The organism is Deltaproteobacteria bacterium, assembly GCA_016709225.1.
Taxonomy (GTDB): domain Bacteria; phylum Myxococcota_A; class Polyangia; order Nannocystales; family Nannocystaceae; genus Xiheibacterium; species Xiheibacterium phototrophicum.
Genome location: JADJEE010000001.1, coordinates 205,198 through 219,824, shown reverse-complemented (window position 1 = coordinate 219,824; position 14,627 = coordinate 205,198). Strand labels below are relative to the sequence as shown.

At 71.2% G+C, this 14,627-nt stretch carries 15 protein-coding genes; 8 read left to right on the top strand and 7 right to left on the bottom strand.

The window, feature by feature from the left end:
* Positions 1 to 4: 4 nt before the first annotated feature.
* Both IPH07_00945 and lexA read right to left on the bottom strand, forming a co-directional pair.
* Positions 5 to 2,191 carry a TonB C-terminal domain-containing protein gene (locus tag IPH07_00945; GenBank protein ID MBK6915943.1) on the bottom strand — a complete coding sequence of 729 codons (2,187 nt, stop codon included), beginning with the start codon at positions 2,189 to 2,191 and terminating at the stop codon, positions 5 to 7.
* Positions 2,192 to 2,302: 111 nt separating this feature from the next.
* Positions 2,303 to 2,932: a transcriptional repressor LexA gene (lexA, locus tag IPH07_00940; protein ID MBK6915942.1), complete on the bottom strand. Its 630-nt coding sequence runs from the start codon at positions 2,930 to 2,932 to the stop codon at positions 2,303 to 2,305.
* 356 nt (positions 2,933 to 3,288) lie between these two features.
* On the opposite strand from lexA, the gene IPH07_00935 reads away from it, so the two are divergent.
* On the top strand, positions 3,289 to 3,549 hold the full coding sequence (locus IPH07_00935; protein MBK6915941.1) for a hypothetical protein: 261 nt from the start codon (positions 3,289 to 3,291) through the stop codon (positions 3,547 to 3,549).
* Here IPH07_00935 and IPH07_00930 read toward each other — a convergent pair.
* Positions 3,500 to 3,859, bottom strand: coding sequence for a hypothetical protein (locus tag IPH07_00930; GenBank protein MBK6915940.1), 360 nt, complete (start codon positions 3,857 to 3,859; stop codon positions 3,500 to 3,502). The two genes, IPH07_00935 and IPH07_00930, sit on opposite strands and share 50 nt — an antisense overlap.
* Before the next feature lie 754 nt (positions 3,860 to 4,613).
* On the opposite strand from IPH07_00930, the gene IPH07_00925 reads away from it, so the two are divergent.
* Positions 4,614 to 5,720 carry a TIGR04552 family protein gene (locus tag IPH07_00925; GenBank protein ID MBK6915939.1) on the top strand — a complete coding sequence of 369 codons (1,107 nt, stop codon included), beginning with the start codon at positions 4,614 to 4,616 and terminating at the stop codon, positions 5,718 to 5,720.
* Between the two features lie 27 nt (positions 5,721 to 5,747).
* On the opposite strand, the gene IPH07_00920 is transcribed toward IPH07_00925, so the two are convergent.
* From IPH07_00920 to IPH07_00905, 4 genes are all read right to left on the bottom strand, one after another.
* Positions 5,748 to 5,924: a hypothetical protein gene (locus IPH07_00920; protein MBK6915938.1), complete on the bottom strand. Its 177-nt coding sequence runs from the start codon at positions 5,922 to 5,924 to the stop codon at positions 5,748 to 5,750.
* Positions 5,925 to 5,984: 60 nt separating this feature from the next.
* Positions 5,985 to 6,617, bottom strand: coding sequence for a DUF938 domain-containing protein (locus IPH07_00915; protein MBK6915937.1), 633 nt, complete (start codon positions 6,615 to 6,617; stop codon positions 5,985 to 5,987).
* A 173-nt stretch (positions 6,618 to 6,790) separates the two neighbouring features.
* Entirely contained in the window at positions 6,791 to 7,789 is a 999-nt protein-coding gene (locus tag IPH07_00910; protein MBK6915936.1) for a hypothetical protein, read from the bottom strand.
* A gap of 49 nt (positions 7,790 to 7,838) precedes the next feature.
* Positions 7,839 to 8,810 (bottom strand): hypothetical protein, encoded by a 972-nt coding sequence (locus IPH07_00905; GenBank protein MBK6915935.1) that lies wholly within the window; start codon positions 8,808 to 8,810, stop codon positions 7,839 to 7,841.
* 59 nt (positions 8,811 to 8,869) lie between these two features.
* On the opposite strand from IPH07_00905, the gene IPH07_00900 reads away from it, so the two are divergent.
* The 6 genes from IPH07_00900 to IPH07_00875 are packed head-to-tail and all read left to right on the top strand — an operon-like array spanning position 8,870 to position 14,618.
* Positions 8,870 to 9,571, top strand: a complete 702-nt coding sequence (locus IPH07_00900) for a DUF4178 domain-containing protein (protein ID MBK6915934.1) — start codon at positions 8,870 to 8,872, stop codon at positions 9,569 to 9,571.
* Positions 9,568 to 10,893 (top strand): DUF4178 domain-containing protein, encoded by a 1,326-nt coding sequence (locus IPH07_00895; protein MBK6915933.1) that lies wholly within the window; start codon positions 9,568 to 9,570, stop codon positions 10,891 to 10,893. Before IPH07_00900 ends, IPH07_00895 begins: the two co-directional genes overlap by 4 nt.
* A 24-nt stretch (positions 10,894 to 10,917) precedes the next feature.
* Complete coding sequence (locus tag IPH07_00890; protein ID MBK6915932.1) at positions 10,918 to 11,112, top strand: hypothetical protein; 195 nt, start codon at positions 10,918 to 10,920, stop codon at positions 11,110 to 11,112.
* A 29-nt stretch (positions 11,113 to 11,141) separates the two neighbouring features.
* Entirely contained in the window at positions 11,142 to 11,348 is a 207-nt protein-coding gene (locus IPH07_00885; protein MBK6915931.1) for a DUF350 domain-containing protein, read from the top strand.
* Between the two features lie 19 nt (positions 11,349 to 11,367).
* Positions 11,368 to 12,993 carry a polyamine aminopropyltransferase gene (locus tag IPH07_00880; protein ID MBK6915930.1) on the top strand — a complete coding sequence of 542 codons (1,626 nt, stop codon included), beginning with the start codon at positions 11,368 to 11,370 and terminating at the stop codon, positions 12,991 to 12,993.
* Positions 12,990 to 14,618, top strand: coding sequence for an FAD-dependent oxidoreductase (locus tag IPH07_00875; protein ID MBK6915929.1), 1,629 nt, complete (start codon positions 12,990 to 12,992; stop codon positions 14,616 to 14,618). Before IPH07_00880 ends, IPH07_00875 begins: the two co-directional genes overlap by 4 nt.
* The last annotated feature ends 9 nt before the right edge of the window (positions 14,619 to 14,627 follow it).

Genomic DNA, 14,627 nt, shown 5'->3' with positions numbered 1-14,627 from the left:
GCGGTCAGCGGGACACGCCGACCACGCGCCAGCTGCCGAACTTCTTCTCGAGCACGAGGATCACCAGCTCGTTGCCGAACTTGGTGAGCGCGTAGGTCCGCCCCTCGCCCTCCTGCACGCCCGCCGGCACGCTGCCGAAGAGCTTGCGCAGGTCGGCGGCGCTGTGGATCTGCGCGCCCTTGGGCTTGCCTGCGCCCTTGGATTCCTCGTGCATCGTCGCGAGGATCTCGCGTAGCTCGTCACGCGTCCGCGCGGCGACCGTGTCGCCCGCCGAGAACGGCAGGCTCGATCGCGCGACCGCGCGATCGATGTCGCCCTTGGCGAAGTACGCCAGCCATTCGTTGGCGAGCTTCTTCGCCGCCGCGTCGACGGCCGACGGATCTTCGGGATCGGGCGTGGCCGCCGGCGGTGGGGTGCCCGGCACGCCCGAGCCGCCGCCGGTCGACGGCACGGTCGAACCACCACCGCCGCCGCCTCCGGCACCACCGCCACCCGTACCACCGCCGCCACCCGTGCCACCGCCGCCGTGGGCGTGGCCGTGCCCGTCGTCCTCACCGTGCCCATGCGGCGCCGGGGCGGCGGGACCCTCCGGGCCTGCACCCGCCTTGGGCTTCGAGAGCCGGCGCCCCAGGGACTCCGACTCGGCGCGCCCCCCCCGGATCTCGCGATCGGGATCGGGCCGATCGCCGCTGCCGGTGTTGTCGAGGATGAATGGCTGTGCGCCGAACGTGCCGCACGCCCGCTCGTCGCGGTGGAAGGCCCAGTGGACGTAGATCTTGCCGTTGCCCGAGAGAATCTCCTTGGGCGGATCGGGGAACGGACCCGACGACCACACGATTTCCCGCGCCGCCGCATCGAACGCGAGGCTGCCCGAGTGGCGGACGGTGGTGACCTTCTCGATCTTGCCGGCGCGGTCCATCACGATCTCGACCCGCGACCACAGCCCGTAGTCGTTGAGCGGATGACTCGAGCCACGGGTATCGAGCTGCTCGAGGAAGCCCCACGCCCACGCGTCGTGGATCGTGCGGTGCATCTGCGCGATGAAGCGCGCGAACGGGTGCTTGCGCGAGCGCAGGGCGGTCTGATTGCCGACCTTGACCTCGGGCACCATGTTCTCGAGCGGCGACTGGTAGTGCGCCCGCACGTCCTCCCACACGCCCTTGGTCTTCGACGCGTGCGAGCCATCGGGGCGCTGGGGCGCCTGCTTGTCCTTGCCGAACAGCGCCAGCAGGTCCTTCTGTCGCGGCTTGAAGCGGTAGATCGGATCCTTCGCGTCGATCTTCGCCTGCGCGTCCTGCTTCGCGATGCTCGATTGTCGCTTCTGCTCGTGCTGCAGGGTGCCGTCGGCCGCCTCGTTGGCGAGCGCCTCGTGGGCATCCTGCGCCATCTGATGATCGCGGTGCTCGAGGTCTCGCATCGCGAGCAGACTCTTGGGCTGGGGGTCGTCTTGCTGCGGCCGCTGCTCGACCGGCGAAGGCGGCTCGGGCGGTGAGGTCTTGGCCTCCTGCGCTGGGCGCTCGACCTCCTGGGCGATCTTCGACTCGTTGGCGGTCCCCGGGGTCGGCTCGGGCGACGGCTCCGTCTGCGAGGCCTTGGGCTGGATCGCGTCCTTCTCGAGGTTGGTGATCGCCGAGCGGGTCTGCTCGGCGACGTCGCGATTGATGTTGGAGAGGTAGTCCGCGTTCTCGGGCGAGTCCTTCTCGTCGAGTTCGTCGGGCTGCTCGACCGACTTCAGCTGCTCGAGCTCGAACGCGATCGGCTCCGAGGGCTCCTCGGGCTCGGCCTCGGGCTCCTTCTCCGGCTCCTTCTCCGGCTCCTTCTCGGGCTCGGGCTCGGGCAGCTCGTCGAACTCGAGCTCCGGCTTGGGCTTGAGCTTGGGCTTGGGCTTGGGCTTGGGCGCGAGCGCAATCTCGGGCGGCTCGGGCGGCGGCTCCGGTGGCGGCGGATCGAGCTCGATGAATGTCACCTGCTCGGGCGTGCACGCGAGCTCGGCTGCGGTGGGCATCCGCCGCGTGACCAGGCCATTGCCGAGGTTGCGCAGCAGACACGGGTCGATGCTGGCCTCGGTGGTGGTGAGCTCGCCGAGGCCCATGACGGTCACGGCGTTGATCGCGAGCGACACGAGGCCGCACGCGACGAACAGCACGAGCCGTGCGGGACGCCGACGCACCTCGACAGGGTAGCGGATCACGTCGGCTCGGGTACCGCGCGCGCGGCGCAAAACCCCTGCGCCGGCCGCCTCGCCCGCGTGGGGCGGGGACGCACGCCGGTCGTGGCCCGAAGTGGGCGCACCGCCAGGCGGCTAGTGCAGCCGGCGGTACACACCGACGACCTTGCCGAGGATGTCGATGCTGCGAAAGTCGGAGCGGCGCACGTAGATCGGCGCCATCGCGTCGTTGGCCGGCTGCAGCCGCACGCGGTCACCCTCGGGGTAGTAGCGCTTGCAGGTCGCCTCACCCTCGATGACGACGACGACGATCTCGCCGGGCTCCGCGCTGCTCTGCTTGCGCACGAAGATGTAGTCGCCGTCGAAGATGCCGTCGTCGATCATGCTCTCGCCGCGCACCACGAGGCCGAACACGTCCTTGGCCTTCACAGCCCCGAGGAAGTGCCGGTCGACGACCACGCGGTCGATGACGTTCTCCTCGGCGAGGATGGGCTCGCCAGCGGCGACGCGACCGAGGATGTCGACCTCGATCTCCTCGCGGGGCTCCTTCAGATCGACGGGGCGCAGAGCACGGCTCTTGAGCTCCTCGCGGACCAGGTAGCCCTTGCGCTCGAGCGCCTTGAGGTGATCGTTGACGCCGTTGGTCGAGCGGATGCCCATGTGCTCGCCGATCTCGCGCAGCGTCGGCGGGTAGCCGCGCGCGGAGAGGCAGTCGGTGATGTACTCGAGGGCCTGTCGCTGCCGGTCGGTCAAGTCGGGTCGCACGTGGCGATCTCCTTCGCGAGAATGCGGGTCGGTGGGTCGATGGGCGGCCTCGACGCCTGCCCGTCGGGCGAGGGCGTCGGAAGTTCCGTACTGTACATGCGAGGGGCTGGGCGCCCGCTGCGCTCGCACTGAACGTGTGTACCGCAAGCCAGGTTCGTGGTCAAGCCGCGCGCGCCGATCGGGCTCGCGCGGTTTGGCGACACTGGTCGCGCGCACAGCCTGACAGGTTTGCAGCCATGGACCAAGAAATCGGCTGTGTCATCCTTGGGGCTGGCGGCCCGTCGCCGCGGGTGCCCGTGACGGGGCATCCCTGCCGCGGCGCCGTCCCCTGACGAAGAACCGGACGAAGACCACGCATGCCCACGCTGCTGCTGCGCGCCATCATCACCGGGTTCGGCTACAAGGTCGGCACCGAGCTCGCCCGCTGGGCCATCGACAAGTTCGGCAAGGGCGGCTCGAAGAAGGCCCAGGCCGCGGAGGCCGAGCGCGATCTGCAGGAGGGGTTGCCGGTCGAGCCCGACAAGGTGGACCCGCCGCCGGTCGACCCGCCGCCGGTCGAGACCGGACCTACTCCTCCGTCTCCTCGCGGGTCCGGATCTGCGTCTCCTGCTTCGTGATCCGTGGCTGGGCGACGCCATCGGAGGCCCGCGAGAAGCGGACCTGCATGTGCACGTCGACCACCAGCCCCGCGATCACCTGCTGCAACAGATCGACCGCGTCCATCTTGTCGAGGACGCTGCGCATCTCCGCCGAGACGATGCGCATGAGTTCCTCCTTGGTGGCCTGGGTGACACCACTGACGAGGTCCTGGCCCTTGCGCAGCGCGGACTCGGGGTCGAGCAGCCCGGTGAGCTGCTCGCCGAGCCGGCCGAGCCGGGTCTTGCGATCGTCCTCGGGGGGTCGCCGCCCGTCGCGTTCATCCGCCATGTGGCGCCAACCATAGCGGAAGCCTCGCTGCCACGCCTGCTAGCAGGCCGTGGTGAAACTCCGTGGCGCGAGAACGCCGTCATCGGACCCCGTGGCAAGACGCGAGGACGAAGGGATACCGGGCGTATCTCGAGCTCCGAGCAACGCCGCCAAGGGGTCCGAGGGCAGTGTTATCGTGTCGCGGAGTTTCACCACGGCCTGCTAGGCAGTGTGGGCCGAACGGCCACCTCGCCGAGCGAAAGGGCGATCGCCCCTCGCAGGGCCTTCGATCCGACCAGGTGGGTGGCCCTGCGACCCCCGCACGAGGCCCGATCGACAGGCGAATTCATCATTTGTTGCAAACACTTGAAGCCATCGCCGACGACGGGAGAAAGCGCTTTTCTTCGGTCACCGGAATGTGATACCCAGCCGCCCGCGTCCGCGACCGCAACCCTCGAGCCGCAGCGACGGGCCGCCGGCCACCCCCGGCAGCGCGTCCAGAATTTGGCGGGCGTCCGACCGTTACCGTAGGTTCTCTCACTATCCTACATCTGCCTACGTCGACCCCGACGTTCACCTCCGGCAGCCCGTCGGACCCTCCCCCGAACCATCGCAGGCCACCATGACCGCGTACTTCCTCGGACACCTCAGCGTCGCGCTCGTCATCATCGGATTGCTCGTCGCCACGCTGCGCGTCACCCGGCGAGCATAGTCCTCGCCTGGACGAAGGCCGTCCGGGCGCACGAACCCTCGAGCCCGCGGCCCGACCCTTGCGATGACGTCCACCCGTGTGCCCACCGCGAGCGCGTTCCTTCCCGGACGCGAGCTCGGACCCGAGCGAGCGACCGCGCTCGAGTGGAGCGCACAGGATCTGCACGAGATGCAGCTGTTGCTGACCGGCGACTCGGTCATCGACTGGCACCGTCTCGACCTCACCGGACCCGAGGACGTCCGTCGACTGCTGCGTCTCAACAGCATCGACGTCGACAACCCCGACGACCTGCGACGCCTCGACGACCTGCGCGCGCGCGCGGTCTACTACCTGACCGAGAATCTCGGCCTGCGCGTCGACGAGAGCATCGCGACCTCGACCCCCGCCATCGAGCTGCCCTTGGTGGCCTCGAGCCGCGGACGCCTGCAGCGGCAGGCCTGCGTGCTGCTCAAGGTCATGGACATCATGTACCACCTCGACGCCCGCGAGCTGCGGACGTTGCTGTCGATCCCCGACCACGCGCTCTACGAGCTGGTCGAGCAGTCGATCATGGTGCTGTTCGACGAGCTGCGCGCGTCGGGAGTACCGGTGGTCGAGTTCGCGTGGTCGCGCAAGACCCCGGACTCGCTGGTGACCAAGCTGCTGGTGAAGCGTGAGACCAGCGCCGCGCGGGTGTTCGACCGCCTGCGTTTCCGCGTGGTGGTGGAGCGCTTCGAGGACCTGTTGCCGACGCTGCACGTGATGCTCACGCGCTTCGTGCCGTTCAACTACGTCGTGCCCGGTCAGACCGTGAACAGCCTGCTCGACGTGGCGCTGCTCGATCGCCGCGCCGACGCGGCCGACTCCGGCCGGGTCGCCCCGCAGCCCCAGGACGTGCCCAACGAGTTCTCCGCGCGGGGCTACGAGGTCTTCAACTTCGTCGCCGACCTACCGGTCCGGGTCGACGCGCTGCTCGGCGGCGAAGAGCGCGGCAGCGGCAACGTGGTGTTCGTGCTCGCGGAGTTCCAGATCATGGATCGTGCGACCGCCATCGCCAACGAGCAGGGCGAGAGCTCGCACTCGGCGTACAAGCTCCGTCAGCACCAGCGCGTGCGCGAGCGGCTGCTGCGAGGGCCTCGCAAGCAGGCCGCCGACGCCAGCGATGCCAGTGACGACGGCGCGGGCGGCTGAGGCGCGAGCCGATCGGCACCGCACCCGTCAGCGCTGCTCGTCGTCGCTGGCGTCCTCGTCGTCGTCGACGCGCGTGATCTCCGGCACGACGCGACCGCTCGGATCGAGCTTGATGCGGAAGCGCGCGCTCTGCCCGGCGGCGGGCTCGCGGGGCTCGGGGTTGCGCTCGGGGGCGTCGGGTCGACCAAGCTTGGAAGCCAGCATGTCGACGGGGCTTAGCACAGCGCCGGAGACGGGCAAACAAACCCGGGCGCGCGCCCGCGATCACACGCCGCGCTCGAACACCAACGAGAGGTTGTTGGCCGGCATCGCGACCTCCTCGCGCAGTCGTAGCCCCTCGGCCTGCGCGGTGTCGGCGACCGCCTCGAGATCGCGGACCCCCCAGCTGGGGTCGCGCGCGCGTAGGCCCTGGTCGAACTGCGCGTTGCTGTCGGCGGTGTGGGCACCACCGCGGCGAAACGGGCCGTACAACACCAGCACGCCGCCGGGCACCAAGGTCCGCGCGACCCCAGCCATGAGCGCGGGCGTGGCCGACCACGGCGCGATGTGGATCATGTTGGCGCAGAAGACGGCGTCGACCGTCTCGATCGGCCAGCGCGTGGCATGGACGTCGAGCGCCAGCGGCAACAGCAGGTTCGCCGCGCCGCCGGGCTGGGCGCCTGCGTGCACGCGCCAGGCCGCGATGCTCGCCAATGCGTCGGGGTCGCCATCGGTCGGCTGCCACCGGAGCTGCGGCAGCGCGGCGGCGAAGTGCACGGCATGCTCGCCGCTGCCGCTGGCGATCTCGAGCACGGTGCCACGCGCCGGCAGCACCCGCCGCAGCACCGCGAGGATGGCGTCGCGATTGCGTGCGGTGGCGGGCGCGAAGCGTCGCGCGTCGGACGGAGCATCGGTCATGGGAGCTCTCCAGTACCTCGACACAGCGATAGTGACGGGCCATAACACCGCCCTGACCGCGCCTCGCTGCGTTGCCGCACCTTGAAATACGCCCGGCATTCCGGCGGCACGGCGCCTTGCGGAGTCGCGGCCATGACGGCGTTCTGACCCATCACTATCGCTGTGTCGACGTACTAGCCGCCCGAGCTGTCGCCGGTGCCGGCGTCGGGGTCGTAGCGGCCGACGGTGATGCGGTCCCACACCGGCACGCAAGGATCACTGCCATTGGCGCAGTACAGATCGTGGTTCGACTTCACCAGGTGGACCACGAAGTAGCCCTTGCCCACGCCCGAGTTCGAGATGTTCATGGTCCCGCTGGCGCTGGACGCCGGCCCGGTGGTCGGCACGACCGCGACGATGTAGCCCGCCAGGCACATCGGATCCGCCGCGCAGTCGGGGAACTCGACGTCCTCGATCACGTGGGCGAAGCCGACGTCGCCGGCCTGGGCCTCGGCGCTGGCGGGCACGAAGTCGAAGTTGATGGCGGCGACCTCGACGTCGACCTTCTGCGCGCGGATCGAGTAGGTGTCGCCCGGCACCGGCGTGACGAAGGCGACGTGGGGCTCGCCGTCGTCGAGCCAGAACAGGCTGCGGGCCGACGCACCTGGGTTGTCGTACTCGGTGCCGTCGGACAGCCGGGCCTCGATGCGCAGGCGATGGGCGCCGGCGACCGCGGCCGCCGACACCTCCACCGGCACGCCCGCCTCGGCGTCGCCGGAGCTGACCAGCGCGACCTCGACACCGTCGAGCAGCACGGCGATCTGTCCCTGGCCACGCTTGCTGTTGGGATCGGTCGTGGGGTCGACCAGCGTGAGTCCGGTGGCGCGCACGGTGACCGTGACGGGCACCGCCGCGTCGGCGCTCCACTGCAGCTTCGCCTCGGCCTCCGGCGTGACGATCTCGACCTCGGGGGCCGCGTCGGCGCACTGCTCGACCAGGCACACCATCTCGCCCGGACACGGCATCTCGTCGCTACACGGCACCACCGGATCACCGGTGGTGCTGGTGCCGGTCGAGCTGGCATCGGTGTCGTTGCTCGGCGCGGGTGAGCCGCAACCGGTGAGCACGGCGAGCGAGGACCACACCGCGAATGCGAGCGGCAGCGCAGAGACGGGCGAGCAGACGAAGCGCATGGACGGGCATGGTACTGGAAAACCCGCGCGGCGCGACCGGACGCGCAGGTCACTGCGGCGTGCGTGCACAGGCACAGCCGGGCGCGGCATGGCAGGTGCGATCGGCTGCGATGCACGCATCGCCGCAGGGCTTGCCCCGCGTACAGACGCGGCAGCATGACCCCGGCGCCGGCGCCGGCGCGTCGGCGCTCGCCGGCGATCGGCCGCCCACGTCGCGCACGCGCTCGGGCACGCCGCGGTCGCGACACACCGCGAGATCCGCCTGCGCGGCCCGTTGCTCGTCGGCATCGAGCACCAGCCCCCAGCGCTCGCTGATCCGCAGCCACGCCTCGACGTAGGCGCAGCGGGTGCCGGGCTCCTCGGGCAGCCACTGCGCGAAGCTACGACTGCCCTTGGCGCGGTTGGCCCGGGCCAGCACCGCCTGCAGGTGATCGGGATCCTCGAGCGCGTTGGCATACGCGGTGCGGCGCGCCCGATCCCAACCCGCGCCGCCGTGGGCGTGGACGTAGGCCAGCGGCACGAGATGATCGACATCGAGCTCGACCGGATCGGTGACCACGCGGTCGGTGTACGGGCAGCGCCAGCGGCCGCGCGCGACATGACAGCGCCGCGCGTCGCTGAACTCCACCGCAATCTCCGACTCGGCGATCAACACCTCGGTGCGGGTGTCCTGGCAGTCACCATCGGCGTCGATCCAGTGCGGCCACTGCCCGCGATCGTAGGGCGGGGACGCGGTGGGCGAACGCGACGGCGTGGTGATCGACGGCGGGTCGGCGATGGCGATGTCCGGCGGTGACGGTCGCGGGGACTCGGCGTCGGGGGCCCGGCCGCCATCGTCGGCGTGGTCCGCTCGCGACGGCGCAGCGGCGCGTGACGGCGCAGCGGCGACCGGCTCGGCGGGTGGTCGCGGTGGCCGAGACTCCACGGGCGCGCGACAGCTCGCGAGCACCAGCAACAGCCACAGCCACGCGCGGCGGGCCTGCGCGCGTGGGCCACTCGCGGCGACACGGCACGGCGACACCGCGGCAGCGTAGCAAGGCCAACGGCGGCCCGCGACAGTTGTGGCATGATGCGCGGGCCATGTCGTCGTCGCCGGTGTTCTGCCCCGAGTGCGGTGCGCCTGCACCGTTTCGAGGCACCGCCGTCACGTTGGTGTGCGAGTACTGCGGCTCGACCATCGTCCGCACCGGCGTCGATCTGCGGCTGGTCGGGCGCGTGTCGGCGATCGTCGACAACGGCTCACCGATCCTCCTCGGCAGCCGCGGGCGCTTTGCCGGCGGCGGCTTCGAGGTGCTCGGGCGGCTACAGGTCGGCTACGCGCGCGGAGCCTGGAACGAGTGGTACCTCGGCTTCGCCAACGGCGAGACCGGATGGCTGTCGGACGCGCTGGGCCAGCTCGCGATCACGCGCCCCAGCGCCGGCGGTGGCTCACTCGCGCTGCGCTTCGAACAGCTGCAGGTCGGCGCCGTGATCGGCTTCTCGCGCACGAGCTTCACCATCTGCGACCGCCACGCCGCACGCTACCTCGGCAGCGAAGGTCAGCTGCCGTTCGTGGCCGAGCCGGGCCTCACCTTCTACTCCGCCGATCTGCGCGGGGCCGGTGGCGAGTTCCTCACGCTCGACTGGGGCAGCGACCCCCGCCACGATCGACCCGCGCTCTACCTCGGCGTCTCGACCACGCTGGCGGCGACCGGCCTGCACCCGCTGCGGGCATTCCAGGGCTGGCCGCGGCCGTCCGCACCGGCGGCCGGGGCCGCGCCAGCCACGGGGGCGTCGCGATGACGGCGGGCGGGCCCACGCCGATCTTCCGCGAGGAGGCCAAGGCCGAGACGGTCAAGTGCCCCAGCTGCGGCGGGCCGATCCAGCGCACCGGCTTCGGTGCGATCACCACGATCGCGTGCTCGTACTGCGGCGCCGAGCTGACGCCCGAGTCGTCCGGCGCGCTGTCGGTGCTGCGACACGTGCGTCGCCAGCAGCGGGCCTCGGTGCTGCCGCTACACCTGCGCGGTCGCTTCGATGGCGAGACCTTCGAGGTGATCGGCATCGTGTGGCGCGAGGTCACCGCCGACGGCAAGGTCTACCCGTGGCAGGAGTTCCTGCTCTTCAACCCCTACGTCGGCTACCGCTACCTGCTGCACTTCATCTACGACGGGCACTGGGCGCTGGGGCGCCCGCTCGACGGCGCACCGGCGGTCACGCCGGGCGCGCGGCCGACCGCGGAGTTCCGCCGCCAACGCTACCGCCACTTCCAGCGCTCCAACGTGCGCACGACCTACGTCGAGGGCGAGTTCCCGTGGCAGATCGCGGTCGGCGATCAGGTCATCGCCGACGACTTCGTGGCGCCGCCGCTGGGCCTGTCGATCGAGCGCAGCAACGACCAGGACGGCGTCGACCTGCAGTTCACGCAGATGGAGCACCTCGACGGCGCAGCGATCTACCGCGCGTTCGGGCTCGCGGGCACACCGGCGCGCGCGCGGCAGATCGGCATGCTGCAGCCCAACCGTTGGCGGCAGGGCGCCGGCGCGCTGTGGCTGTCGTGCGCGGTGCTGTTCCTGGTCTGGCTCGCGGCCGCGATCGGCTACAGCGCCACGCGCGAGCGCACCAAGCTGTTCTCGGGCACCGCCGCGATCGGCGAGCCGATCACCGGCGAGTTCGCGCTCGGCGAGCCCGGACGCGCGTACACCCTCGAGGTCTCGATGAGCGCGGCACCGCTGAGCAACGCATGGGCGTACGCCGACGTGCTGCTGGTGCCGCAGGCCTCCGAGGACGCGGTCGCGGTTGGTGTCGAAGTCGACGACTGGCACGGGGTCGACGGCGGTGAGTCGTGGCACGAGGGCAGCGCGTCCAACTCGGTCGCCATCGGTGCGGTGCCGGGCGACACGTGGATCGTCCAGGTCACGCCGCAGTCGGGCAACGCCGCCGGGCCAGCGTCGCCCGACCCGAACCTGCGCTACACCGTCGAGATCCACGGCGACGTCGTGCTCGCGCGCTACCTGTTGCTGCCGCTCGCGGTGATCCTCGGCATCCCGCTGCTGTTCGCGGTGGCGATGTTCGTCTTCGAAGGCGCGCGTTGGCGCAACAGCGACTACGCGCCCCAGTCCTGACCCGCGTTCTCCCCTGTGATCACCATGAAGATCGGCAAGCGCCACATCCTGTACTGGATCCTGTCCCTGGGCAGCCTGGGCCTGTTGGCCGTCGACGGCCCGCAGGGGCGCCTGCTCACCAGCGAACCCGACCGCGGACCTGTCGAGAAGGGTTCGGGCACGATCCGTGGCCGACCGATCTTCGTCTGGTCCGGCGGCGGCTACCACGGAGGCAAGTGATGCAACTGTCCACCTTCCCGCTCGCGGTCATGACCGAGAACACCTTCGCCGCGGCGCTGGTGTTCTCGGCCATCGGCCTCGCCCTCTTCGGCCTTGCGTTCTTCGTGATCGTCAAGGTCGCGCCGTTCTCGATCCGCAAGGAGATCGAGGAGGACCAGAACATCTCGCTCGGCATCATCATCGGCGCGGTGATCATCGGCATCTCGATGATCATCAGCGCGGCGATCCAGGGCTGAGCGCGCGAGTCATCGGCGAATGAGCACCGAGCCCGCGGCACAGCCGAGCCCGCCGGCACCGGCGGACGCGCCCGCGCCCGATGACGGCGTGGCGAGCACGCCCGCAGGTCCTCGGCGCGATCGACTGCTGCTGCTGTCGGTGCTCGCGGTCGCGACCGCAGGGCTGGTCTACGAGCTGGTCAGCGCGACCATGGCGTCGTACCTGCTGGGCGACTCGGTCACGCAGTGGAGCTTGGTGATCGGCGTGTACCTGTCGGCGATGGGCCTGGGCTCGTACCTGTCGCGGGGCATCGAGCGCGACCTGCACGGCCGCTTCGTCGGCATCCAGCTCGGCATCGCGTGGGTGGGCGGGTTCTCGGCGGCGCTGCTGTTCCTCGGCTTCGCCCAGCTGGCGAGCGTGCGCCCGCTGCTGTTCGGTCTGCTGACGCTGGTCGGCACCCTGGTCGGGCTCGAGATCCCGCTGCTCCTGCGGATCCTCGAGCGCGGCGCGGCGCTCAAGGACGTGGTCGCGCGCGTGCTCGCGTTCGACTACGTGGGCTCGCTGGCGGCGAGCCTGATGTTCCCGCTGGTGCTGTTGCCCCACCTGGGGCTGGTGCGCACGGCGATGTTGCTCGGCATCGTCAACGCCGCGGTCGCGCTGTGGTTCCTGCACGCGTTCGCCGACGAGATCGGCGCGTGGTCGCGTCGCCGGGCGCTGGCCTGGTTGACGCTGGCGGTGCTGGTCGCGGGCTTCTGGGCCGCACCCGCGGTCGAGCGCTTCGGCGAGGACGAGCTCTACGACGCGCCCGTGGTGTTCTCGCAGCGCACGCCCTACCAGCGCCTGACGCTCACCCGCTGGCACGACGACCTGCGGCTGTTCATCGACGGCAACCTGCAGTTCTCGAGCCTCGACGAACACCGCTACCACGAGGCGCTGGTGCACCCGTTGCTGGCGGTCGCGCCAGCACGCGAGCGCCTGCGCGTGCTGGTGCTGGGCGGCGGCGACGGTCTCGCGGTGCGCGAGCTGCTGCACGACGACCGCGTGGCGAGCGTGCAGCTGGTCGACCTCGACCCCGCGATGACCGAGCTGTTCGGCAGCCACCCCGTGCTGGTCGCACTCAACGAGGGCGCGTTCGCGGACCCGCGCGTCAGCATCGCGAACGCCGACGCGATGGAGTGGCTGAGCGAGCGTCGACGCGGCGGCGCCGAACCGTTCGACCTGGCGATCGTCGACCTGCCCGACCCCAACGACTTCAGCCTCGGCAAGCTCTACACCCGCGCGTTCTATCGCCTGCTCGCGTCGCAGCTGACCGCCGACGGTGCGTTCGTGGTGCAGGCGACCTCGCCGTACCTGGCACCGCGGGCGTATTGGTGCATCGTGAACACGCTCGCGGCCAGCGGGCTCACCACGCTGCCATTCCACGCCCACGTGCCCAGCTTCGGCGACTGGGGCTACGTGCTGGCGTCGGCGCGACCGTCGTTCGTGGCGCCGACGCGGCTGCATCCGGGGGTCGGGCTGCGCTTCCTCGACGACGCGATGCTACCGAGCCTGTTCGTGTTCCCCGCCGATCAGCGCCCGGCCGAGGTCGGCATCAACCAGCTCAACGAGCAGCTGCTGGTGCACTACTACGAGGCTGATCTGCAATCGCCCGGGCGACGGGGATGACGCTGCGTCGACGCACGCTGCTGTCGAGTGCACTCGCCGGCGCGGGCGCGCTCGCTGGCTGCCCGCGCTCGCGCGCGGATGCGCCACGGTTCGCCTTCGTCGGGCCCGACCCCACGCGCGGGCACCGGGTGCGCGCCCACGCCGAGCGGCTCGGCGCGGCCCAGCTGCAGCGACGTGCGAGGGTCGTGATCGTCGGCGCTGGCGTGGCGGGCCTGTCGGCGGCGTGGCGGCTGCGGCAGCTCGGCATCGACGACGTGGTCGTGCTCGAGCTCGAGGACGACCTCGGTGGCACCGCGCGGGGTGGCAGCTTGCCCCGCTCGCGCTATCCCATGGGTGCCCACTACCTACCGGTGCCGCGCGCCGGCTTCGACGCGCTCGAGGGCCTGCTCGCCGATCTCGATCTGGTGGTCGGTCGCGACGCCGCCGGCCGGCCCGAGTACGATCCCACCGCGATCGTGCGTGCGCCGGTCGAGCGTCACCGCCTGCGCGGGCTGTGGCACCCCGGGCTCTACCCCGAGGCCGAGCAGAACGACGACGAGCGCGCGGAGCTCGAGCGCTTCGGCGCGCTGCTGCGCGCGCTCGATCGACCCGGCCGCGACGGGCGACGGCGCTTCGATCTGCCGCTGGCGCGCTGCAGCGACGACGAGCGTGGGCTCGATGCCATCACGATGGCGACGTGGCTCGACCGCCAGGGGCTGGATGGCTGGCGGGTGCGCTGGCTGTGCGACTACGGCAGCCGCGACGATTTCGGCTGCACCCTCGATCAGGTGTCGGCGTTCGCGGGCCTGCATCACTTCCTCGCCCGCGGGCTCGAGCAGGAGCACGACCGACTGCTGTTGAGCTGGCCGCAGGGCAACGCCGGCCTGCTCGAGCGCCTCGCAGCGCGCATCGACCTGGGCGAGCGCCTGCGGCTCCAGACCGCGGTGCTGCGCATCGAGCCCGACCAGGGCCGCGTGACCGCGGTCGAGCTCGCCGACGATCGCGTGGTCGCGTGGGAGGCCGACGCGATTCTCTGGGCGGCGCCGCGGTTCGTGTTGCCGCACGTGCTGCCCGCGGGCCGCGACCCGATGCCGGCGGGCGCCCGCACCTACGCGCCGTGGCTGGTCGCGAGCCTCGAGCTGACGGTGCGCCCCAAGGGCGTCGGCGCGCCCCTGTCGTGGGACAACGTCGCCATCGATGCGCCCCACCTCGGTTACGTCGTCGCCAATCACCTCGAGTCGCTCGGCGATCGCAAGCGTGCGGGGGCGGTCATCACCTTCTACGAGCCGCGCTGCGCCGACGACCCCGCCGGGCTCGCGCGCGAGCGCCAGTGGTTGCTCGACGCCAGCGCCGACGAGCTCGGCGCGCACGTGCTGGCCGCCATCGACGGCATGCATCCCGGACTCCACCCGTACGTGACCGCGATCGACCTCGTGCGCTGGGGCCATGGCATGGTGCGGCCGATCCCCGGCGCACTGTTCGGACCAGCCGCCGCCGCCGCCGCGGCGGTGATCGGCCGCGTGTACCCGTGCGCGGCCGACTGCGCCGGACTGCCGCTGTTCGAGCAGGCCTTCGCCAACGGTGTCGGCGCAGCCGAGCACGCCGCCGCCGACCTCGGTGTGCACGTCGCAGGCATCCTCGGCTAGGGCGCCGGC

What these genes read in the sequence shown, in the direction of transcription:
- IPH07_00935 (MBK6915941.1), top strand. Translation starts at nt 3,289, where the DNA reads ATGCCCACGCTGCTGCTGCGCGCCATCATCACCGGGTTCGGCTACAAG.
- IPH07_00930 (MBK6915940.1), bottom strand. Translation starts at nt 3,859, where the DNA reads ATGGCGGATGAACGCGACGGGCGGCGACCCCCCGAGGACGATCGCAAG.
- IPH07_00925 (MBK6915939.1), top strand. Translation starts at nt 4,614, where the DNA reads ATGACGTCCACCCGTGTGCCCACCGCGAGCGCGTTCCTTCCCGGACGC.
- IPH07_00920 (MBK6915938.1), bottom strand. Translation starts at nt 5,924, where the DNA reads ATGCTGGCTTCCAAGCTTGGTCGACCCGACGCCCCCGAGCGCAACCCC.
- IPH07_00915 (MBK6915937.1), bottom strand. Translation starts at nt 6,617, where the DNA reads ATGACCGATGCTCCGTCCGACGCGCGACGCTTCGCGCCCGCCACCGCA.
- IPH07_00910 (MBK6915936.1), bottom strand. Translation starts at nt 7,789, where the DNA reads ATGCGCTTCGTCTGCTCGCCCGTCTCTGCGCTGCCGCTCGCATTCGCG.
- IPH07_00900 (MBK6915934.1), top strand. Translation starts at nt 8,870, where the DNA reads ATGTCGTCGTCGCCGGTGTTCTGCCCCGAGTGCGGTGCGCCTGCACCG.
- IPH07_00895 (MBK6915933.1), top strand. Translation starts at nt 9,568, where the DNA reads ATGACGGCGGGCGGGCCCACGCCGATCTTCCGCGAGGAGGCCAAGGCC.
- IPH07_00890 (MBK6915932.1), top strand. Translation starts at nt 10,918, where the DNA reads ATGAAGATCGGCAAGCGCCACATCCTGTACTGGATCCTGTCCCTGGGC.
- IPH07_00885 (MBK6915931.1), top strand. Translation starts at nt 11,142, where the DNA reads ATGACCGAGAACACCTTCGCCGCGGCGCTGGTGTTCTCGGCCATCGGC.
- IPH07_00880 (MBK6915930.1), top strand. Translation starts at nt 11,368, where the DNA reads ATGAGCACCGAGCCCGCGGCACAGCCGAGCCCGCCGGCACCGGCGGAC.
- IPH07_00875 (MBK6915929.1), top strand. Translation starts at nt 12,990, where the DNA reads ATGACGCTGCGTCGACGCACGCTGCTGTCGAGTGCACTCGCCGGCGCG.